19 protein-coding genes are annotated in these 18,971 nt (G+C 63.5%); 4 read left to right on the top strand and 15 right to left on the bottom strand.

Going from position 1 to position 18,971, the window contains the following annotated elements:
- Nucleotides 1-117: 117 nt before the first annotated feature.
- The 7 genes from DXK50_RS19035 to DXK50_RS19005 form a co-directional block, all read right to left on the bottom strand.
- Nucleotides 118-684: an MFS transporter permease gene (locus tag DXK50_RS19035; RefSeq protein ID WP_212631406.1), complete on the bottom strand. Its 567-nt coding sequence runs from the start codon at nt 682-684 to the stop codon at nt 118-120.
- Between the two features lie 163 nt (nt 685-847).
- Nucleotides 848-1,315 (bottom strand): GNAT family N-acetyltransferase, encoded by a 468-nt coding sequence (locus tag DXK50_RS19030; protein WP_161867271.1) that lies wholly within the window; start codon nt 1,313-1,315, stop codon nt 848-850.
- A 64-nt stretch (nt 1,316-1,379) separates the two neighbouring features.
- Nucleotides 1,380-2,063 (bottom strand): SDR family oxidoreductase, encoded by a 684-nt coding sequence (locus DXK50_RS19025; protein WP_212631405.1) that lies wholly within the window; start codon nt 2,061-2,063, stop codon nt 1,380-1,382.
- 156 nt (nt 2,064-2,219) lie between these two features.
- The gene (locus tag DXK50_RS19020; RefSeq protein WP_212631404.1) at nt 2,220-2,786 is read right to left on the bottom strand and encodes a DUF922 domain-containing protein; all 567 of its coding nucleotides are present in this window, start codon (nt 2,784-2,786) and stop codon (nt 2,220-2,222) included.
- Nucleotides 2,783-3,367 (bottom strand): IMPACT family protein, encoded by a 585-nt coding sequence (locus tag DXK50_RS19015; RefSeq protein ID WP_212631403.1) that lies wholly within the window; start codon nt 3,365-3,367, stop codon nt 2,783-2,785. Before DXK50_RS19015 ends, DXK50_RS19020 begins: the two co-directional genes overlap by 4 nt.
- Nucleotides 3,367-4,029: a TetR/AcrR family transcriptional regulator gene (locus DXK50_RS19010; RefSeq protein ID WP_161867267.1), complete on the bottom strand. Its 663-nt coding sequence runs from the start codon at nt 4,027-4,029 to the stop codon at nt 3,367-3,369. Before DXK50_RS19010 ends, DXK50_RS19015 begins: the two co-directional genes overlap by 1 nt.
- Nucleotides 4,030-4,186: 157 nt before the next feature.
- Nucleotides 4,187-5,104 (bottom strand): LysR family transcriptional regulator, encoded by a 918-nt coding sequence (locus DXK50_RS19005; RefSeq protein WP_212631402.1) that lies wholly within the window; start codon nt 5,102-5,104, stop codon nt 4,187-4,189.
- 177 nt (nt 5,105-5,281) lie between these two features.
- Here DXK50_RS19005 and aptA point away from each other — a divergent pair, with 177 nt between their 5' ends.
- The 3 genes from aptA to DXK50_RS18990 all read left to right on the top strand — a co-directional run bounded on the left by aptA (nt 5,282) and on the right by DXK50_RS18990 (nt 9,441).
- Nucleotides 5,282-6,628 carry an omega-aminotransferase AptA gene (aptA, locus tag DXK50_RS19000; RefSeq protein ID WP_212631401.1) on the top strand — a complete coding sequence of 449 codons (1,347 nt, stop codon included), beginning with the start codon at nt 5,282-5,284 and terminating at the stop codon, nt 6,626-6,628.
- 161 nt (nt 6,629-6,789) lie between these two features.
- Nucleotides 6,790-8,286 (top strand): CoA-acylating methylmalonate-semialdehyde dehydrogenase, encoded by a 1,497-nt coding sequence (locus tag DXK50_RS18995; RefSeq protein ID WP_212631400.1) that lies wholly within the window; start codon nt 6,790-6,792, stop codon nt 8,284-8,286.
- A 327-nt stretch (nt 8,287-8,613) separates the two neighbouring features.
- A complete protein-coding gene (locus DXK50_RS18990) occupies nt 8,614-9,441 on the top strand; it encodes an arylamine N-acetyltransferase family protein (protein WP_212631399.1) in 828 nt (275 codons plus the stop codon).
- Between the two features lie 365 nt (nt 9,442-9,806).
- On the opposite strand, the gene DXK50_RS18985 is transcribed toward DXK50_RS18990, so the two are convergent.
- The 7 genes from DXK50_RS18985 to DXK50_RS18955 all read right to left on the bottom strand — a co-directional run bounded on the left by DXK50_RS18985 (nt 9,807) and on the right by DXK50_RS18955 (nt 16,911).
- Nucleotides 9,807-11,318, bottom strand: a complete 1,512-nt coding sequence (locus DXK50_RS18985) for a SulP family inorganic anion transporter (RefSeq protein ID WP_212631398.1) — start codon at nt 11,316-11,318, stop codon at nt 9,807-9,809.
- Nucleotides 11,319-11,401: 83 nt separating this feature from the next.
- Nucleotides 11,402-12,133: a carbonic anhydrase gene (locus tag DXK50_RS18980; protein WP_283089027.1), complete on the bottom strand. Its 732-nt coding sequence runs from the start codon at nt 12,131-12,133 to the stop codon at nt 11,402-11,404.
- Nucleotides 12,134-12,426: 293 nt separating this feature from the next.
- Nucleotides 12,427-12,663 (bottom strand): hypothetical protein, encoded by a 237-nt coding sequence (locus DXK50_RS18975; protein ID WP_161867261.1) that lies wholly within the window; start codon nt 12,661-12,663, stop codon nt 12,427-12,429.
- Nucleotides 12,664-13,348: 685 nt separating this feature from the next.
- Entirely contained in the window at nt 13,349-14,995 is a 1,647-nt protein-coding gene (gene groL, locus DXK50_RS18970; RefSeq protein ID WP_212631397.1) for a chaperonin GroEL, read from the bottom strand.
- A gap of 48 nt (nt 14,996-15,043) precedes the next feature.
- Complete coding sequence (locus DXK50_RS18965; protein ID WP_021700385.1) at nt 15,044-15,337, bottom strand: co-chaperone GroES; 294 nt, start codon at nt 15,335-15,337, stop codon at nt 15,044-15,046.
- 324 nt (nt 15,338-15,661) lie between these two features.
- Complete coding sequence (locus DXK50_RS18960) at nt 15,662-16,111, bottom strand: FxsA family protein (protein ID WP_161867259.1); 450 nt, start codon at nt 16,109-16,111, stop codon at nt 15,662-15,664.
- 65 nt (nt 16,112-16,176) lie between these two features.
- Nucleotides 16,177-16,911 carry a HugZ family pyridoxamine 5'-phosphate oxidase gene (locus tag DXK50_RS18955; RefSeq protein ID WP_161867258.1) on the bottom strand — a complete coding sequence of 245 codons (735 nt, stop codon included), beginning with the start codon at nt 16,909-16,911 and terminating at the stop codon, nt 16,177-16,179.
- 108 nt (nt 16,912-17,019) lie between these two features.
- Here DXK50_RS18955 and DXK50_RS18950 point away from each other — a divergent pair, with 108 nt between their 5' ends.
- Entirely contained in the window at nt 17,020-17,778 is a 759-nt protein-coding gene (locus DXK50_RS18950; protein WP_161867257.1) for an SDR family oxidoreductase, read from the top strand.
- A 149-nt stretch (nt 17,779-17,927) separates the two neighbouring features.
- On the opposite strand, the gene DXK50_RS18945 is transcribed toward DXK50_RS18950, so the two are convergent.
- Nucleotides 17,928-18,896, bottom strand: coding sequence for a polyprenyl synthetase family protein (locus DXK50_RS18945; RefSeq protein ID WP_212631396.1), 969 nt, complete (start codon nt 18,894-18,896; stop codon nt 17,928-17,930).
- Nucleotides 18,897-18,971: the final 75 nt, after the last annotated feature.

Here is an 18,971-nt window from a genome sequence, read left to right as displayed (position 1 = left end):
GCGAGCCAGCGCACTGGGTGCGCCAAGTGCACTGGGTTCGAGCGTACTGAGGCGAATGCCATCCGGGAGACGCAGGTAGCCGCGCCTGACGTGCTCGCCCGATACCAAGGCGAGCAGTCATTCTCCGATGAAGAGCGCGCCTATAAAGAGCAGCCATAGCAAGGCCCCGGGGGCCATGCACAGCAGGTTGAGGCCACTGATAGTTGCGTTGCTCTGCCCGTCCTCGTCGCCGCTCGCCTGGTTGGCTTGCTGCTGGATCAGCGCCAGGGGCATGGCGGGCACCATGATGATGGCGAACAGTATGAGCAATTCAAGAGCGCCCCCTGGGCCGTCGATTCGCGACAGGCGATTGGTGACGATGGTCAGGATCACGTAGGCCCAGGCGGTACCCGAGCAACTCCAGGCCGCCTGACCCAGGCGCTGCTTGTGTTCGCTGATCAGCCTGCACAACGAATGGGTGAAAAATATCTGAAAAATCGAGCGTGCCGCCGGCCAGATCTTTTTCGGCAGCATTGCGCTGCGCTGAAGGTCCCACTGTTTGTAGAACCAGTAGAAGGAGTACAGGCTGAAAGTGGTGAAGTACAGCAAATAGAACTTCTTCAGTGAGGTGACGAAGAAGGCGCTACGGGCTTGGGATTGTTCGTCGAGCAGCTCGGCTTTGGGGGGCTGATACAGGTTGTCCATTGACCTGGTTCCGATTAACGGTCGTGTGGTTGACTCGCATCCAGCGAGTGTTCATAGCGCGCAAGAGTATACGAATTCCGAGGCGCTCTGACTGTGCACGCAGGCGCGAAATGGCAACAGCCTATCCGGTCCGGTAGAGACGCAGAGCGTCGCGGTATTGCCTTCACGCTGATGCCTGGGAGCTATTACCTTGTGCTGCTATGTGCACGAGTTGGCGCCGCATTTCAATGAGCTGATGCTCGCCGACGATTTCAACGTCCTTGATGAACTCAAACCCAAATTTTTCGTAGTAGCCTTTCAGGTGGCTGTGAGCATGAAGGTCAATGGAGGTGGCACCTATGCTCTGCGCATGCTGCATCAATGCCTGGACAACTGCCGAGGCTACTCCCGCGCTCCGATAAGGCTCGCTGACCGCCACTCTGGCCATGGTAGAGGAACCGTCCTCTTTTACTGTTAGACGGGCGGTGGCAATTGGCTCACCTTGTTCAGTTGCCAAAGCATGGAAGGACGTCTCATCCAATCCATCAAGGTCCAACTCTTTAGGAATCCGTTGTTCACATGTGAAGACCTGATAGCGGATACCTTGAGCCAAGCGGATCAACTCCGGTTCATTACCGATACGTATTTCCATCGTTCTTCTTCTCCTACGGAATTGCACGGCCCGCCTGGTGCGGGCCGATATCCAGCGCTGACGCTTACCAGGGCAGCGGGTTGCCCTCGAAGTCCTGATAGCGCAGGCCGGGTTGGCCGACGGCGGCGCTGATCTGCTGGACCATGCCCTTGCAGCTGCTGTCGATATCCAGCGGGGCGTCGGCACCGCCCATGTCGGTGCGCACCCAGCCAGGGTGCATCAGCATCACGCCGAGGTGCGGATTGTCTTGCGTGCGTACGAAGCATTGCACGAGGTGGTTGAGCGCGGCCTTGCTGGCGCCATACAGCGGCATGCCCAGGCCGGCGCCCGCTTCGATGCTGCCGAGGATCGAGCTCATGAATACGATCAGCCCATGCCCGGCCGCCAGGTTTGGCAGCAGGCGTTCGGCCACGCGGAGCGGGGCGACTGCGTTGGTCAGGAACAGCTGGCCCATTTCCTCAGCGCTGGCCTGTGCGGTGCTGTGGTGTGAAGGCCCGGCCACCCCGGCGTTGACGAAGATGACGTCGAACTGCTGGCCGCTCAGGCGTCCGGCCAATTGTTCCAGGCTGTCCGGGTCGGTCATTTCCAGCTGTTCGACGCGAACGCCGAGCCCTTGCAGAGGGGCTTCCTGTGCGGCGCTGCGCACCGTGGCGGTAACGGCCCAACCCTGGGCGGCGAACTCACCGGCCAGACCAAGGCCGAGGCCGCGTGAGGCTCCAATGATCAGGATGGATCGAGAGGCAGTCATGTCGGGTTCCATGGCGGTTGAGAAAGAAGATCAGCATAGCGAATGCCGATCCGATAATCCCGGCACGGCAATCCTCTGTAGGCGTCTCGCCTCGGGGCGAAGCTTCTTGAGCGCGTCCGCCATGCTTCGCGGCGGGGCGTAGCTCTCGCTGCAGTGTTATTCCGCCAACCGAGCACCCTGTGTGCGGCCATGGCCGGTTTCGCGGTCGTAACGGCGTTCATGTTCGACATGCCGTTGCAGCACGGCATTGGCGCGGCGGTTGGCCTGCTGTTGCAGCTCGGCGCAACTGGGGTATTCAGGCGTCGCCAGCAGCGCCGCGTCGATCTCGGCGGCGGCTGTCTGGCCGATGCGGTAGTGGCCCAGCTCATGTTCACGCAGCGCGCCGAGATACTGCTGGAAACGCTGACGCTGTTGCGCATCGCCGCCCCCGAGGCGGGGCAGGGTGATGGTGGCGTTCAACCGGGTGCGGGTGAGGTCGATCTGGCAGCGACCGTCACGTTGCTCGCGCCACCAGAAATTCCATTGCACCTGCCAACGCGTGTAGGCGTGGTAAATCTGCCCGTTCTGGCGAACCGGCGAGGCCTGGTCGATGGCACGGCTGAGGGACTCACCGGACGCTACCTGCAGGTCGTAATACTGCTCCTGCAGCCGCTGCTGTACTTCGGCGTGAACAGGCAGCGCCAGCCACAGCAGTGGAAGCAGTGCAGTGATCGTTCGTTTCATGGTGCCTTCAGGCTCTCCCGACCACGGCTGATATCACCCAACAACCGTTCCAGCATTTCACGCTCGGCCGGCGCCACGGCCAGGTGCAGGCGCGCGCCGCTGGCGTCGTAATCCTCGCTCTCGATCAGGCTGTCCAGCTCGCCCAGACGCGCCTTGAACACGGGGAGTTCGGCGAACTGCAGGTGGCAGGTGAAGGCCTGACGCACGACCAGTTCGCGCCGCTCGCCGGCCTGCAGGCACTTGGCCGCGCTGCCGCCGTAGGCGCGGGCCAGGCCGCCGGTGCCGAGCTGGATGCCGCCGTACCAGCGGATCACCAGCACCACCACCTGGTCGCAGTCCTGTCCTTCGATGGCGGCGAGTATCGGCCTGCCAGCGGTGCCGCCCGGTTCGCCGTCGTCGTTGAAGCGGTACTGGTTGCCGACCTTCCACGCCCAGCAGTTGTGCGAGGCGGCCGGATCGCCGTGGCTGTCGATGAAGGCCTGTGCGTCCGCCGCGCTGGCAACCGGCGCGGCGAGGGCGAGAAAGCGGCTCTTGCGAATCTCCTCGCGGTATTCGCAAGGCGCGGACAGGGTGAAGGCCATCAGGCTTTGGCGACGGGCGTCAGGCCGCAGCCCTTGAGGATGATCTGTACCAGCTGGTCGGAGGCTTCCTCGAAGTCCTGCTTGGTCAGGCGCGAGCACTGCTTCACCCGGCAGATCTGCGAGGCGAAGTCGGCGTAGTGTTGGGTGCTGCTCCACAGCAGGAATATCAGGTGGATCGGATCGACCGGGTCCATCTTGCCGGCGGCGATCCAGCCTTCGAACACCGCGGCACGGCCACGGAACCAGTCCAGATAGTTCTGGTTGAAGTACTGCGACAGGCAGTCGCCGCCGCTGATCACTTCCATGGCGAAGATGCGCGAGGCCTTCGGCTGGCGCCGGGAGAACTCCATCTTGGCGCGGATGTAGCGCTCCAGTGCCTCGGCCGGGTCGTCCTCGACGCTGAGGTTGTTGAAGGTGCTGTCCCACAGCTCGAGGATATTGCTCAGCACCGCCAGATAAAGGCCCAGCTTGTTGTTGAAGTAGTAATGCAGGTTGGCCTTGGGCAGGCCGACATTCTGCGCGATGGTGTTCATGCTGGTGCCCTTGAAGCCGTGCCGGGCGAACTCTTCCTCGGCAGCCTTGATGATGGCTTCTTCATTCTTCTGGCGAATGCGCCCGGCGGGTTTGCCGGTGGTGCCGTGGGCGGGGACTTCGAAGGTCATGGGGTGATTCCGAACTGATCAGGGAGCCGAGCGATTGCACAGATACCCCAGCGCTGCCTGGGTGACAAGTGCGTTGCAAGGAAAATCGCCGTGATAGCACAAATGCACCAGGGCTGTGCATGCTCGAGCCGTTTTTCGGTACGGTCGTTCTATGTGTTCAGGCTTCAGCCAGGGCCTCGAGAAAACTCTCCAGCACCAGGTGCGCGCGACGGCCCTTGCGCGTTACCGCTGCCAGGTTGATGTCGTAGTAGCGAGTGGACGCCTTCAGCGCGCGCAGGCGACCCTGCTGCACCCAGGCCTGGGCGTAGTGGTCGGGCAGGTAACCGATATAGCGACCGGTGAGGATGAGAAAGGCCATGCCTTCGCGGTCCGATGCGCTGGCCGTACAGTTCAGCGCCTGGTAATGGTTCTGCACCTCGGGCGGCAGGCGGAAGGTCGGGGCGATGGCTTCCTGGGCATTGAGCCTGTCGTCTTCAAGCTGTTGGTCGTCGACGTAGAACAGCGGATGGCCGACCGCGCAGTAAAGCAGCGAGCGTTCATCGTATAGCGCCTGGTATTCCAGACCGGAGAGGGCACCGACCTGTGGCACCACGCCGATATGCAGGCGGCCGTCGAGCACCCCCTGTTCCACTTCCGACGGGGGCGTCATGCGGATGTTGATGCGTACATCCGGCCCCTGCACCTTGAGGCGGGCCAGGGCGTTGGTGATGCGCATGTGCGGGATGGTCACCAGGTTGTCGGTCAGGCCGATGTTCAGCTCGCCGCGCAGGTGCTGATGCAGGCCGTTGACCTCGGTGCGAAAGCTCTCCAGTGCCGCCAGCAGTTGCAGGGTGCTCTGGTACACCTCGCGGCCTTCTTCGGTCAGGGCGAAGCCGGCACGGCCGCGCTGGCACAGGCGCAAACCGAGGCGTTGTTCGAGGTCGCTCATCTGCTGGCTGATGGCCGAGCGGCCGATGCCCAGCGCGCTCTCTGCTGCGGAAAAACCACCGCATTCCACCACGCTGCGAAACAGCTTGAGCAGGCGGATTTCAAAGTCGCTGACCTGGGCCAGCGGGTCGGAGCGGCGGCTGCTCATTTGTTTAGTCGGCCTTGAACTGAAGATAAGAAGAGTATTGTTTTACTGACTCTATGCCCGTGGCACCTTAACTGGCAACTGACGCTGTATCTGTGGGAGGCGCTTCAGCGGCGACAGTCGCGGCTAAAGCCCCTCCCACATTGTCCCGAACACGCCGCCACTGCCGAGGCCATCCCGATGAACATGCCGCAGACCGCAACTCCGTCCCTGGCCAGCCAGCTCAAGCTGGATGCCCACTGGATGCCGTTCTCCGCCAACCGCCAGTTCCAGCGCGACCCGCGCATCATCGTCGGCGCAGAAGGCAGCTGGCTCACCGATGACCAGGGCCGGAAGATCTACGACAGCCTGTCCGGCCTGTGGACCTGCGGCGCCGGCCACTCGCGCAAGGAAATCCAGGAGGCCGTGGCCAAGCAGCTCGGCACCCTCGACTACTCGCCGGGCTTCCAGTACGGCCATCCGCTGTCGTTCAAGCTGGCCGAGCAGGTCGCCGACCTGATGCCGGGCGAGCTCAACCATGTGTTCTTCACTGGCTCCGGCTCCGAGTGCGCCGACACCGCGGTGAAGATGGCCAAGGCCTACTGGCGCCTGAAAGGCCTGGCCTCCAAGACCCGTTTCATCGGCCGCGCCCGTGGCTATCACGGCGTCAACATCGCCGGCACCTCGCTCGGCGGCATCGGCGGCAACCGCAAGATGTACGGCCAGCTGATGGACGCCGACCACCTGCCGCACACCCTGCAACCGGGCATGGCCTTTACCAAAGGCATGGCCGAGACCGGCGGCGTGGAGCTGGCCAACGAGCTGCTCAAGCTGATCGAACTGCACGACGCTTCCAACATCGCCGCGGTGATCGTCGAGCCGATGTCCGGTTCGGCCGGCGCCATCGTGCCGCCGGTGGGCTACCTGCAGCGCCTGCGCGAAATCTGCACGCAGCACAACATCCTGCTGATCTTCGACGAAGTGATCACCGGTTTCGGCCGCATGGGCAAGTGGAGCGGTGCGGAATTCTTCGGCGTCACTCCGGACCTGATGAACGTCGCCAAGCAGATCACCAACGGCGCCATCCCGCTGGGCGCGGTGATCGCCAGCAGCGAGATCTACAACACCTTCATGCAGCAGCCGTCGCCGGAGCACATGATCGAGTTCACCCACGGCTATACCTACTCGGCGCACCCGGTGGCCTGCGCCGCCGGCCTGGCGACGCTGGAGCTGCTTAAGCGCGAGAATTTGATCCAGCAGTCCGCCGAGCTGGCGCCGAAGTTCGAGGCTGCGCTGCATGGCCTGAAGGGCACCAAGCACATCGTCGATATCCGCAACTGCGGCCTGGCCGGCGCCCTGCAGATCGCCCCGCGTGACGGCGATGCGGTGATCCGTCCGTTCGAGGCCGGCATGGCCCTGTGGAAGGCCGGTTTCTACGTGCGCTTCGGCGGCGACACCATCCAGTTCGGGCCGACCTTCAACGCGAAAATCGAAGATCTCGACCGCGTGTTCAACGCCGTTGGTGACGTGCTGAACAAACTCGACTGATGCCTTGCTCCCCTCTCCCGCTTGCGGGGCGTAAGCGGAAATAGCGAAGCACCGCTTCGCCCGCTGAAGCGCCCTGAGCTCTGCGAAGGGCCGGGGCGCGGAGCGGGGACCGGGGGAGAGGGTGTCTCTCCCCAATACCCGATTTCTTGATGGAGAACCTCATGAGCCATATCCCCCACCTGATCAACGGCGAGCGCGTTGCCGGCAACGAGCGCAGTGCCCCGGTGTACAACCCGTCCACCGGCGACTCCACCGCTGCCGTCGGCCTGGCCGACCGCGCCACCATGCAGCTGGCCATCGACGCCGCCAAGGTCGCCTTTCCGGCCTGGCGCAACACGCCGCCGGCCAAGCGCGCGCAGATCATGTTCCGCTTCAAGCAACTGCTGGAGCAGAACGAGAACGAAATCGCCGCGCTGATCAGCGCCGAGCACGGCAAGACCATCGAGGACGCCATCGGTGAACTCAAGCGCGGCATCGAGAACGTCGAGTTCGCCTGCTCCGCCCCGGAAATTCTCAAGGGCGAGTACAGCCGCAACGTCGGCCCGAACATCGACGCCTGGACCGATCTGCAGCCGATTGGTGTCGTGGCAGGGATTACGCCGTTCAACTTCCCGGCCATGGTGCCGCTGTGGATGTACCCGCTGGCCATCGTCTGCGGCAACTGCTTCATCTTGAAGCCCTCCGAGCGCGATCCCAGCTCCACCCTGTTCATCGCCGAGCTGGCGCAGCAGGCCGGCCTGCCCAAGGGCGTGCTGAACGTGGTCAACGGTGACAAGGACGCGGTCGATGCGCTGATCGAAGCGCCCGAGGTCAAGGCCCTGAGCTTCGTCGGCTCGACGCCGATCGCCGAGTACATCTACAGCGAGGGCACCAAGCGCGGCAAGCGCGTGCAGGCCCTGGGCGGCGCCAAGAACCACGCCGTGCTGATGCCCGATGCCGACCTGGACAACGCCGTCAGCGCACTGATGGGCGCGGCCTACGGGTCCTGCGGCGAGCGCTGCATGGCCATCTCCGTGGCCGTGTGCGTGGGTGACCAGATCGCCGATGCACTGGTGGAGAAGATCGTTCCGCAGATCCAGGCACTGAAGATCGGTGCCGGCACCTCCTGCGGCCTGGACATGGGCCCGCTGGTCACCGCCGCTGCGCGCGACAAGGTCAAGGGCTACATCGACGCCGGTGTGGCCCAGGGCGCCAAACTGGTGGTCGATGGCCGTAACCTGGTGGTGCCAGGTAACGAAAACGGCTTCTTCGTCGGCGGCACCCTGTTCGACCGGGTCACCCCGGAGATGACCATCTACACCGACGAAATCTTCGGCCCGGTGCTGTGCATCGTCCGCGTCGGCAGCCTGGAAGAAGCCATGGCCCTGATCAACGATCACGAGTACGGCAACGGCACCTGCATCTTCACCCGCGACGGTGAAGCCGCGCGCCTGTTCTGCGACGAGATCGAAGTGGGCATGGTCGGCGTCAACGTGCCGTTGCCGGTACCGGTGAGCTACCACAGCTTCGGCGGCTGGAAGCGTTCGCTGTTCGGCGACCTGCATGCCTACGGCCCGGATGGCGTGCGCTTCTACACCCGCAAGAAGGCCATCACTCAGCGCTGGCCGGCGCGCAAGAGCCACGAGGCGGCGCAGTTCGCCTTCCCCAGCAATGGCTGAGTGAGCTGACACGTTGCACGAAAGGGCGGTCGCGAGACCGGCCTTTTTCATTGGTGGGCGTTATGAGGCAGACACCGGGACACCTGTAGGAGCGGCTTCAGCCGCGAAACTCCGCAGCCACCTGGGCGTTTGCGTGATCGCTCCCACGCTCAGCATGGGGGCCTGTAGCCTCGGCCGCTCTGCGGCCGTTACGGTGGATGCGCGGAGCGTCACGGGCTGCATACCCACGCGGAGCGTGAGGACGATCAGACGGGCTATCGACCCGATAGATATCTCCCCTCTGCCGCCTCTGGTACAACAGCCGGCAGGTAGAAAGGGAGAAGCACGATGACCGAAGCATTCCAGCTGGATCTGCACACATACCTAGGGCGCCTGGGTTACTCGTCGGCGCCGCCAGCGACGCTCGACACCCTGCGCGAGCTGCAGGCGCGGCACACCGCCGAATTTCCCTTCGAAACCCTGGCCAGCATGCTGCGCGTGCCGGTGGAGGTCGAACCTGCCGCGATCCAGGACAAGCTGCTGCGTCAGGGCCGTGGCGGCTACTGCTTCGAACTCAACCGCCTGTATCTGCTGCTGTTGCAGGCGCTGGGCTTCGACGCGCGGGGGCTGACCGGCCGCGTGGTCATGGGCGGCCCGGAAGATGCCCTGCCGGCGCGTACCCATATGCTGGTGCTGGTGACCATCGATGGCGTGCGCTACATCAGCGACGTCGGCTTCGGCGGTATGGTGCCGACCGGCCCGCTTTTGCTCGACAGCGAGGCGGAGCAGGCCACGCCGCACGAGCCCTATCGCCTGACGCTGGCGGACGGCACCTACACCCTGCGCGCGCTGGTGGCCTGCAGCTGGCGGGCGATGTACGTGTTCGATCTGCAGCAGGTGGCGGATATCGATTACGTGGTGGGCAACTGGTACGTATGCACCCACCCGGATTCGCCCTTCCTCGGCCAGATGATCGCCGCCCGCACCGGGCCAGGCCTGCGCAAGACGCTGAACAACGGCAGCTTCGCCATCCACCGCCTGGGGCAGGCGAGTGAGCGGGTGCAGTTGCAGAGTGTCGATGAGGTGCTGAGGGTATTGCGCGAGGAGTTTGGTATTCAGGTGCCGGAGCATCCTGAGCGGCGGGAAATCATCGAGCGGCTGATCACTGGGGCCTGAAGGCAAGGCCGCGGGTATCGCCACGCTCTTGTAGGAGCGGCTCCAGCCGCGAAAATCTCGGAAGCCAACTGATATCGCCGAAGGATCACGATCAGTTCCCCTCTCCCGCTTGCGGGAGAGGGGCTAGGGGAGAGGGGCTCTTGCTCTTACTTGAGCCCAGCACTCCGACGCCGCAAATTCGTCGTCCGTGATTACGGTCGATTCGCTTCGCTCACCCTCCGGGCCAGCCTGCGGCTGTTACTACGCTTCGCTTCGTATCGCCCTTTCGGCGAGTCCCTTTTGGCAAACGTCGGGCCCAAAGGAAGCACAAGGTCTGTCCCCAGTCTGGCTCACTCACCGGCCAGGATGAGTGAGCCGTGCTGCATTCAGGCCAGCGCCGTGCGCTGTCTACCTTCCACCCGACGCTTCAACGCCGCTCCTTCGACGATCTCCAAGCCGCCGCCCTGGGCGCGGGCGGAGCGGTCCCAGTCTTCCAGCAGTTCCATGCAGGCATGGTCGATATAGCTGACCCGCGCCAGGCTCAGATGCATGCGTGTGCCGGGCTCGACGCTGGCCAGCAGCTTGGCCAGTTGTGGCACACGGAGGAAAGTGGCGGCGCCGCTCATGCGCAGTTCGGCGCTATCCGGGCCGGTGGGCACCAGCTTCACGCGCAGACGCGAGGCATTCCACACCAACTTCAACAGGGTCAGGGCGAAGCCCACCAGCACACCGGTCAGCAGGTCGGTGAAGACGATGCAAAGCGCCGTGGCGGCGTAGATGAACACCGGGATGCGACCATATTGGCTGAGGTTGCGCATGGCCTTGGGATCCACCAGTTTGCAGCCGGTGTACACCAGAACTGCGCCGAGGCTGGCTACCGGGATGCTCTGCAGCACGCCGGGTAGCAGGGCGACCAGGGCCAGCAGCCAGGCGCCGTGGAGGATGGTCGAGGCGCGGCCGCGAGCACCGGCTTGCACGTTGGCCGAGCTGCGCACGATCACGCCGGTCATCGGCAGGGCGCCGACCGCGCCACAGAGGATGTTGCCGATACCCTGGGCGGACAGCTCACGGTTGAAGCGCGCACGCGGGCCGTCGTGCATGCGATCCACGGCGGCCGCAGACAACAGCGTCTCGGCGCTGGCGATAAAGGCCAGGGCGAGGGCGGCGATCAGCAGTTGCGGGTCGGCCAGGCTGGCCAGGCCTTGCGGGGTGATCCAGTCGATGGCGTCTGCGAGGTTGGCCGGCAGCTCGACGCGCTTGACCGGCAGTGCCAGCAACAGGCTGGTGAGAGTGGCGAGGGTCACGCCCACCAGGGCGCCGGGCAGAAAGCGCAGCGGCGCCGGGCGAAAGCGCTCCCACAGCCAGATGCTGGCGATGGTGCCGAGGCCGATCATGCCGGCGATCATGGCGTTGCCGCTGGCCAGGCTCAGGGCGTCGCGCACCGCTGCGGGGAAGGCCAGCAGATTGTCCAGGCCGGAGGCCCTGGGCGCCGCATCGATCATCACGTGCACCTGCGACAGTACGATGAGGATGCCGATGCCGGCGAGCAAGCCGTAGACCACCGCCGGTGCGGTGACGCGAAACCAGCCGCCCAGACGCAAGGTTCCGGCGGCCAGCTGGATCAATCCGGCCAGCAGTAGCACCGGGCCGAGGGCAGCCATGCCGTGGGTGCGTACCAGCTCGAATACCAGTACCGCCAGCCCTGCCGCCGGGCCGCTGACCTGCAGCGGCGCGCCGGCCAGGAAGCCGACCACCAGACCACCGATGATGCCTGTGATCAGGCCTTTGGCCGGTGGCATGCCGGAGGCGATGGCGATGCCCATGCACAAGGGCAGGGCGACGAGAAAGACCACGACGGACGCCAGCGCGTCCCGTGGCAATGTGCGAAACAGGTTCATGGGGATCTCCTGGCCCGACTTGCGGGCAAAAGCAGCCCGTGCCCGCCTCCATTTATGAAGGCAGGCTCGGGGAAATGAATGGGTCAGGCGCTGGCGTAACGAGGTTGCGGGGTGGCGCAGGGCTGCTCGTCACCGTCGAGCGGGAGGAAGTTGCCCGAGGCGGCGTCGTAGGCGCGGATGCCACCACTGTCGATGTCGTAGACCCAGCCATGTATCTGCAGCTGACCACTGGCCAGGCGTGCGGCGACGGAAGGGTGGGTGCGCAGGTGGTCGAGCTGGGCCACCACGTTTTCCTCGGTCAGCACGCCGAGGGTTTCGTGCGAACTGCCGCAGTTGCAGTTGTCTGCCACCACGCTGCGCGCCACTTCGGCATGGCGCAGCCAGGCGCGTACGGTGGGCATGCCGTCGAGGCTGGCCGGGTTGAGCACGGCCTTCATCGCGCCGCAGTCGGAATGGCCGCAAACGATGATGTGCTGCACGCCAAGGGCGAGCACGGCATATTCGATGGCGGTGGAGACGCCGCCATTCATCTGACCGTAAGGCGGCACCACGTTACCCACGTTGCGGGTGACGAACAGGGTGCCGGGGTCGCTCTGGGTGATCAGTTCCGGGACGATGCGCGAATCGGCGCAGGTGATGAACATGGCGCTGGGCGCCTGTGCCGAGGCCAGGCGCTTGAACAGTGCCTGTTGCTGCGGGTAGACGTCCTGCCGAAAACGGCGAAAGCCCTGTACCAGTTGGTGCAGGGCTTGCTCGGCCTTGTCCTTCGCCACGGGGCGCAGTGGGGTACCGGTTCGGGAAGCGGTGGAGTTCATCGTTGCATCTCCTGTCATTTTCATGAGTGACGTTCTCGACTGCTGACCAAACGCCTGTGACCGATCGGTCACTTCCGCCGCAACGATAAGGATTCTTACTTAAACAAACCTGAATGAGCTGCTCTAAAACGCCACTATGCGGGCGCTACACTGGCGCGAGAGGGTGCGGTGGGCCGATCTGTTGGCGACATCGATAGCCAGGAGATTGCGCAGATGGCCGTGCATCGAGGCAGGTATTGGCGAGCCATCCAGCGCTGCTGGTTGGCCCGCCAGAAGGGTAGGGCGTGAGGGGGTTAATGCTCGCCTTTCATCGCGCCGCTCAGGCCGAACATCAGTACCAGCAGGTTGGCATCCGGCTTCACGGCGGGCTGTACCTGCTTGCGCAAGGGCGCTGTGGGGCAGGGTTGGGTGGAAGAGCAGTCGCGCGCTTCCACTATGCGTGGGCCGGGTTCCTGCCAGGCCGCAGCGGCGACCGCCGTTACGCTGAGGGCGAGGCCGAGGAACAAACCTCGTGCTATTTCTAGTTTCATTTTGCTAACCCCTTGAAAGCGCTGCCAAACGCTGTTCGCTAAACCTAGATCACCAATCACCTGGTCGTAGCCCTGTGCGACGAACGGTCATCGAGCATGGCTGGCTCCGTCTGGGTGGTGCTGGGACACGGGTCTTGACTGTTGGTTCAGGCAAAGATGCCGGTAACGCCTTAAACGTAACCTTAGGTGCCGGTTACGGCGCTCTGTAACAGCCGGCCCGACGCTTGTAGTTACCTGCAGACCAACTCATTACCGGGCGCCAGAGTGCAAGATAGAGCCACTTCCTGTTGGGGATGAGGCAAATGGAACGGTGCTTCACGATAGAGCGCTGCCGGCGCCGCGCCGGCAGGTCGCTTGTTCAGGCAAGAGCTGTGCCGAGCCCCCTGGGGCCATCTGGGAAGATCCTGCCAGCGGGCCAGGCGCATGCGCGCGCGAGTCGCGCCGACGAGTTGCAGCAGCTGGGTGTGCACCGCCTCGCCGCATGCTTCATGGCCGCCCTGGGCATACCGGCGTTCGATGCCCTCGAAGTCTTCCAGCGCTTCAGCACCAGTAGGCCTTGCCAAGTTCAGGCTCCATGACCCATGTTCGGTTTTGCGTCGCTGGTGCGACTGCTTCCCTTTGCCCAGACAATAAAAAACCCCGCGACGGGCGCGGGGTTCTTGTAACAGCTCAGGGGCTGGTCGGCTTACATCATGCCGCCCATGCCACCCATACCGCCCATGCCACCCATGTCAGGCATGGCCGGAGCCTTGTCGTCAGCCGCTTCGGCAACCATGGCCTCGGTGGTGATCATCAGGCCGCCGATGGAAGCAGCAGCCTGCAGCGCCGAACGGGTGACCTTGGCCGGGTCGAGAATACCCATCTCGATCATGTCGCCGTAGGTGTCGGTAGCGGCGTTGAAGCCGAAGTTGCCCGAACCCTGCTTGACCTTGTCGACCACTACGCTCGGCTCGCCGCCAGCGTTGGAAACGATCTGACGCAGCGGCGCTTCGACAGCGCGACGCAGCAGAGCGATACCGACGTTCTGGTCTTCGTTGTCGCCCTTCAGACCTTCGATGGCCTGCAGAGCGCGCACCAGAGCTACGCCACCGCCAGGCACCACGCCTTCTTCCACTGCAGCGCGGGTAGCGTGCAGGGCGTCTTCAACGCGGGCTTTCTTCTCTTTCATCTCGACTTCGGTGGCAGCGCCAACCTTGATCACGGCAACACCGCCAGCCAGCTTGGCCAGACGCTCTTGCAGCTTCTCTTTGTCGTAGTCGGAAGAGGTTTCTTCGACCTGCTTGCGGATCTGCGCAACGCGGGCTTCGATGTCGACCTGAGCACCAGCGCCATCGATGATGGTGGTGTTGTCCTTGTTCAGGACGACGCGCTTGGCGTTACCCAGGTGCTCCAGAGTGGCGCTTTCCAGGGACAGGCCAACTTCTTCGGAGATCACGGTGCCGCCGGTCAGGATAGCGATGTCCTGCAGCATGGCCTTGCGGCGGTCGCCGAAACCCGGAGCCTTGACCGCAGCGACTTTGACGATGCCGCGCATGTTGTTGACCACCAGGGTAGCCAGGGCTTCGCCTTCGACATCTTCAGCCACGATCAGCAGCGGACGGCCAGCCTTGGCAACGGCTTCCAGAACCGGCAGCAGTTCGCGGATGTTGCTGATCTTCTTGTCGACCAGCAGCAGCAGCGGGCTTTCCAGCTCGGCAACCATGGTGTCCGGCTTGTTGATGAAGTATGGCGACAGGTAGCCGCGGTCGAACTGCATGCCTTCTACGACGGACAGTTCGTTTTCCAGGCCCGAGCCTTCTTCAACGGTGATGACGCCTTCCTTGCCAACCTTGTCCATGGCTTCGGCGATGATGTCACCGATGGAGCTGTCGGAGTTGGCGGAGATGGTGCCTACCTGAGCGATGGCCTTGGAGTCGGCACACGGCTTGGCCAGGTCTTTGAGCTGAGCAACGATGGCGGTGGTCGCCTTGTCGATGCCGCGCTTGAGGTCCATCGGGTTCATGCCGGCAGCGACGGACTTCAGGCCTTCGTTGACGATGGCTTGAGCCAGAACGGTCGCGGTGGTGGTGCCGTCACCGGCAGCGTCGTTGGCCTTGGAAGCTACATCCTTGACCAGCTGGGCGCCCATGTTTTCGAAGGCGTCTTTCAGTTCGATTTCCTTGGCAACCGACACACCGTCTTTGGTGATGGTCGGGGCGCCGAAGGATTTGGCCAGAACCACGTTACGGCCTTTCGGGCCGAGGGTGGCTTTGACGGCGTCGGCCAGTACGTTGACGCCAACGAGCATTTTCTTGCGGGCGGAATCGCCAAACTTGACTTCTTTAGCAGCCATTTTGATCAGTCCTCAAATTCTTGAAGGTTAAACGGAGATTCGTGGGAATCAGGCTTCGATGACAGCGAGGATTTCGTGCTCGCCCATGACCAGCAGGTCTTCGCCGTCGACTTTGACGGTGTTGCTGCCGGAGTACGGGCCGAATACCACCTTGTCACCGACCTTGACGGCCAGCGGACGGACTTCGCCGTTATCCAGAACCTTACCGGTACCGACGGCAACGACTTCACCCTGGTTCGGCTTCTCGGCGGCCGAACCCGGCAGCACGATGCCGCCTGCGGTTTTGGTCTCTTCTTCGCTGCGACGGATCACGACGCGGTCATGCAGAGGACGAAGCTTCATTGTCGATCTCTCCTAACAATTGAATGGCCAACTTGCCGACTCTTGCTTGGTCGGCGGGTTTGTAAAATCCGGCGAGGCCGGGTGCGGCACGCTGGGCGTACCGCGAAAGTTGGACTGCCTCAGCGGGCAGGCACCTTGCGGTGACTGCTACATGTGGGCGGGCAAGGGCATTTCAAGGGGAGGGGGTGAAATTTTTTGCGCGGCGGAGGGGGATATCGCACAGCGCAGTCCGATGCCAGCGTTGCGCTTGAGTAGAAGCCGGTTCACCGGCGATCAGCCTGAGCGGGATCGTCGGCAAGCCGCCTTCTACAGGTGCTGCATGGATCAGTCGCGGCGCTCGTACTCGCCTTCGAGGACGTTTGGGCGGGTTTGCCCGGAGCGGGCAGCCTGGTCGTCGAAGAAGGCGCGCTGGCGCAGGGCCTGTTCCTCGGCGCGGCGGCGAATCTTGCCGACCAGCAGACGACGGGTGAAAGGAATCAGGCAGAGCACGCCGAAGATGTCGCTGATGAAACCCGGCAGCAGCAGCAGGCCACCACCGACGGCGATCAACAGGCCTTCGAGCATTTCCTGCTCGGGCAGTTCGCCGCGCGAGAGTTTTTCCCGGGCACGCCAGGCGGTCGCGACCCCGGCGACGCGCAGCAGAATACTGCCAAGCACCGCGGTACCGATGATCAACAGCAGGGTAGGCAACACGCCAATGGCGCTGCCGACCTTGATCAGTAACGCCAGCTCAATGATCGGAAAGAGCAGAAAGAGAAACAGAAACGCGCGCATTTTCAGAGGGTCCTTGGCGGAAGCGAGCTTCCAGTAGGAGTTAAGTATGGGGTTGTGGCCTGAATTCAAGCTGAAGCCAAACCGTCGGTCGGCCAGCTCTCGGCGCGAGCCAGCATCACCAGGGCTTCACGCACCTGTCCCGGGTTGTTGCAGGATGTTGGAAAGGCCAGCCAGTGCAGGCTTTGGCCAATGCGCAGGTGAAAGCCTTCTCTGTCGACACCGACCATCTGCGCCGGTTCATGCCGGGGCAGGCCTGCCAGTTCCACGTAATGCGCGATGGCCTTGGCGTGATCCTCATTCATGTGCTCGACCATGCTCGCTTCGCTGCCGTCTGCCGCAAAGGGATTGGCCAGGGCGACCTGGTCGAGCCAGTGAATGGCGCCGAAGCCGCCGATGAAGCGCCAGCGCACCGGCTCCAGCCGCCAGAAATCGAAATCATGCGCCCGGTGGTAGTCGCGCGACTGGGGGAAAAAGCGGTAATAACGTTGTGCGGCCGCTTCGATTTCGCTCTCGTCATGCAACTGTCGTGCTTCGGCGAGCAAAGTGAGGCGGCCGACCGCCTGCACATCCTCTGCGCCACGCTCGCCAACCAATAGCGAACATTTGGCGTCCTGCCCGAGATTATGGGTGTGCTGGGCGATGCGGCTGATCAGGATCAGTGGCCGGCCCTCGGCATCCAGGCAGTAGGGCACCACCGACCCGAACGGGAAACCCGGCATGGCCTTGGAGTGGGTGCTGAGCACGCCACGGTATTCCTTGAGCAGCAATTCTCGTGCATGCTTGCCGGCTTTCACGCTCACCTTATGACTCCTCGCAAAGAATCCGTCAGAAACGGACAGACGCCCTAGCATAGCGGCTAGCGGGCATCAGCGGGGTCGCTAAATGCTGCACCTTGAGGGGATAAAGCGATGCAACTGAAAGACAAAGTCATCATCATCACTGGCGGTTGCCAGGGACTGGGCCGCGCCATGGGTGAGTACCTGGCGGCCAAGGGCGCCAAGCTGGCGCTGGTCGATCTGAACCAGGAAAAGCTCGATGAAGCCGTAGCCGCCTGCAAGGCCGCCGGTGGCGATGCCCGTGCCTACCTGTGCAACGTGGCCAATGAAGAGCAGGTCACGCACATGGTCGCCCAGGTGGCCGAGGATTTCGGCGCCATCAACGGCCTGGTCAACAATGCCGGCATCCTGCGCGATGGTCTGACCATCCGCGTCAAGGACGGTGAGATGACCAAGATGAGCCTGGCGCAGTGGCAGGCGGTGATCGACGTCAACCTGACCGGTGTGTTCCTCTGCACCCGAGAAGTGGCGGCGAAGATGATCGAGCTGGGCAACCAGGGCGCCATCGTCAACATTTCCTCGATCTCCCGTGCCGGCAACATGGGCCAGGCCAACTACTCCGCGGCCAAGGCCGGTGTCGCTGCCGACACCGTGGTCTGGGCCAAGGAGCTGGCGCGCTACGGCATTCGCGTGGCGGGCGTGGCGCCGGGCTTCATCGAAACCGAGATGACCGCCAGCATGAAGCCGGAAGCCCTGGAGAAGATGACCTCCGGCATTCCACTCAAGCGCATGGGCAAACCGGCCGAGATCGCCCATTCGGTGGCCTACATCCTGGAAAACGACTACTACACCGGTCGCATCCTGGAGCTGGACGGCGGCCTGCGCCTGTAATCGGCTGCGCCTGAACGCAAAACGCCCCGACTGGTTCGGGGCGTTTTTTTGTTTGAGTTGTTGCTATGTATCGCCAGCCTGTAGCACGGATGCAATCCGAGGCGGATCGCTTGGGGTAAGGCTTTCCCGGATTACATCCGGGCTACTTCTTAGTGCGTGCGGGCAACGGCGAAGCGGCTCAGCTCGATCAGCGCGTCGCGGTACTCGCCGGCCGGCAGTACGTCCAGGCAGGCGATGGCGCGTTCGGCGTAGTCGCGGGCGAGTTGTGCGGTGTAATCCAGAGCGCCGGCTGCCTCGACCGCAGCGCGGATGCTTTCCAGGTCTTGGATGCCACCTTTCTGGATCGCGCGGCGTACCAAGGCAGCCTGCTCCTCAGAGCCTTCACGCATGGTGTAGATCAGTGGCAGGGTCGGTTTGCCTTCGGCCAGGTCGTCGCCGACGTTCTTGCCGAGCTCTGCCGCGTCGCCCTTGTAGTCGAGCAGGTCGTCGACCAGCTGGAAGGCGATGCCCAGGTGGTCGCCGAAGGTGCGCAGGGCTTCATGCTGTGCTTCGTTGGCGCCCGCCAGCGCCGCGGCGCTGTGGGTCGAGGCTTCGAACAGCATCGCAGTCTTGCCGCGGATGACTTCCATGTAGGTCTCTTCCGTGGTGCTGGCGTCGCGTACCTTGGACAGCTGCAGCACTTCGCCTTCGGCGATGACGCGGGTGGCGTGGGAGAGAATCTTCATCACCGGCATGGAGCCGAGTTCGACCATCATTTCGAACGAGCGCGAATAAAGGAAGTCGCCCACCAGCACGCTCGGTGCGTTGCCCCACTGGGCATTGGCAGTGCTGCGGCCACGGCGCATATCGGACATGTCGACCACGTCGTCATGCAGCAGAGTGGCGGTGTGCAGGAATTCGATGGTGGCGGCCAGCAGACGCAGGTCGTCGGCCTGATAGCCCAGCGCGCGGCCGCTGAGCAGTACCAGCAGCGGGCGTAGGCGCTTGCCGCCAGCGGAGATGATATAGTCGCCGATCTTTTCCACCAGCGGCACGCGGGAAACCACCTGCTGGCGAATGATGCCATCGACGGCAGTGAAATCGTCCGCTACCACGCGGTAGAAAGCCTGGGGTTGCATCGGCTACTGGTGCTCCTTTGAGGTTGCGCGGCATGCTAGGTGGCGGGGTGGGGGCTGTCAAGGCAAGTGCCGCCA

This window comes from Pseudomonas sp. KB-10 (genome assembly GCF_018221585.1).
Taxonomy (GTDB): domain Bacteria; phylum Pseudomonadota; class Gammaproteobacteria; order Pseudomonadales; family Pseudomonadaceae; genus Aquipseudomonas; species Aquipseudomonas yangonensis.
The sequence above is the reverse complement of the archived record's forward strand: the minus strand, read 5'-3'. Positions and strand labels throughout refer to the sequence as shown.

Excerpts from the sequence above, each read along its gene's own strand:
- DXK50_RS18990 (WP_212631399.1), top strand. The coding sequence starts at position 8,614 with ATGACCGAAGCATTCCAGCTGGATCTGCACACATACCTAGGGCGCCTG.
- DXK50_RS19030 (WP_161867271.1), bottom strand. The coding sequence starts at position 1,315 with ATGGAAATACGTATCGGTAATGAACCGGAGTTGATCCGCTTGGCTCAA.
- DXK50_RS19035 (WP_212631406.1), bottom strand. The coding sequence starts at position 684 with ATGGACAACCTGTATCAGCCCCCCAAAGCCGAGCTGCTCGACGAACAA.
- DXK50_RS19015 (WP_212631403.1), bottom strand. The coding sequence starts at position 3,367 with ATGGCCTTCACCCTGTCCGCGCCTTGCGAATACCGCGAGGAGATTCGC.
- DXK50_RS18960 (WP_161867259.1), bottom strand. The coding sequence starts at position 16,111 with ATGCGCGCGTTTCTGTTTCTCTTTCTGCTCTTTCCGATCATTGAGCTG.
- DXK50_RS18985 (WP_212631398.1), bottom strand. The coding sequence starts at position 11,318 with ATGAACCTGTTTCGCACATTGCCACGGGACGCGCTGGCGTCCGTCGTG.
- DXK50_RS18965 (WP_021700385.1), bottom strand. The coding sequence starts at position 15,337 with ATGAAGCTTCGTCCTCTGCATGACCGCGTCGTGATCCGTCGCAGCGAA.
- aptA (WP_212631401.1), top strand. The coding sequence starts at position 5,282 with ATGAACATGCCGCAGACCGCAACTCCGTCCCTGGCCAGCCAGCTCAAG.
- DXK50_RS18980 (WP_283089027.1), bottom strand. The coding sequence starts at position 12,133 with ATGAACTCCACCGCTTCCCGAACCGGTACCCCACTGCGCCCCGTGGCG.
- DXK50_RS19005 (WP_212631402.1), bottom strand. The coding sequence starts at position 5,104 with ATGAGCAGCCGCCGCTCCGACCCGCTGGCCCAGGTCAGCGACTTTGAA.
- DXK50_RS19010 (WP_161867267.1), bottom strand. The coding sequence starts at position 4,029 with ATGACCTTCGAAGTCCCCGCCCACGGCACCACCGGCAAACCCGCCGGG.
- DXK50_RS19025 (WP_212631405.1), bottom strand. The coding sequence starts at position 2,063 with ATGACTGCCTCTCGATCCATCCTGATCATTGGAGCCTCACGCGGCCTC.
- DXK50_RS19020 (WP_212631404.1), bottom strand. The coding sequence starts at position 2,786 with ATGAAACGAACGATCACTGCACTGCTTCCACTGCTGTGGCTGGCGCTG.
- DXK50_RS18950 (WP_161867257.1), top strand. The coding sequence starts at position 17,020 with ATGCAACTGAAAGACAAAGTCATCATCATCACTGGCGGTTGCCAGGGA.
- DXK50_RS18945 (WP_212631396.1), bottom strand. The coding sequence starts at position 18,896 with ATGCAACCCCAGGCTTTCTACCGCGTGGTAGCGGACGATTTCACTGCC.
- DXK50_RS18975 (WP_161867261.1), bottom strand. The coding sequence starts at position 12,663 with ATGAAACTAGAAATAGCACGAGGTTTGTTCCTCGGCCTCGCCCTCAGC.
- DXK50_RS18995 (WP_212631400.1), top strand. The coding sequence starts at position 6,790 with ATGAGCCATATCCCCCACCTGATCAACGGCGAGCGCGTTGCCGGCAAC.
- groL (WP_212631397.1), bottom strand. The coding sequence starts at position 14,995 with ATGGCTGCTAAAGAAGTCAAGTTTGGCGATTCCGCCCGCAAGAAAATG.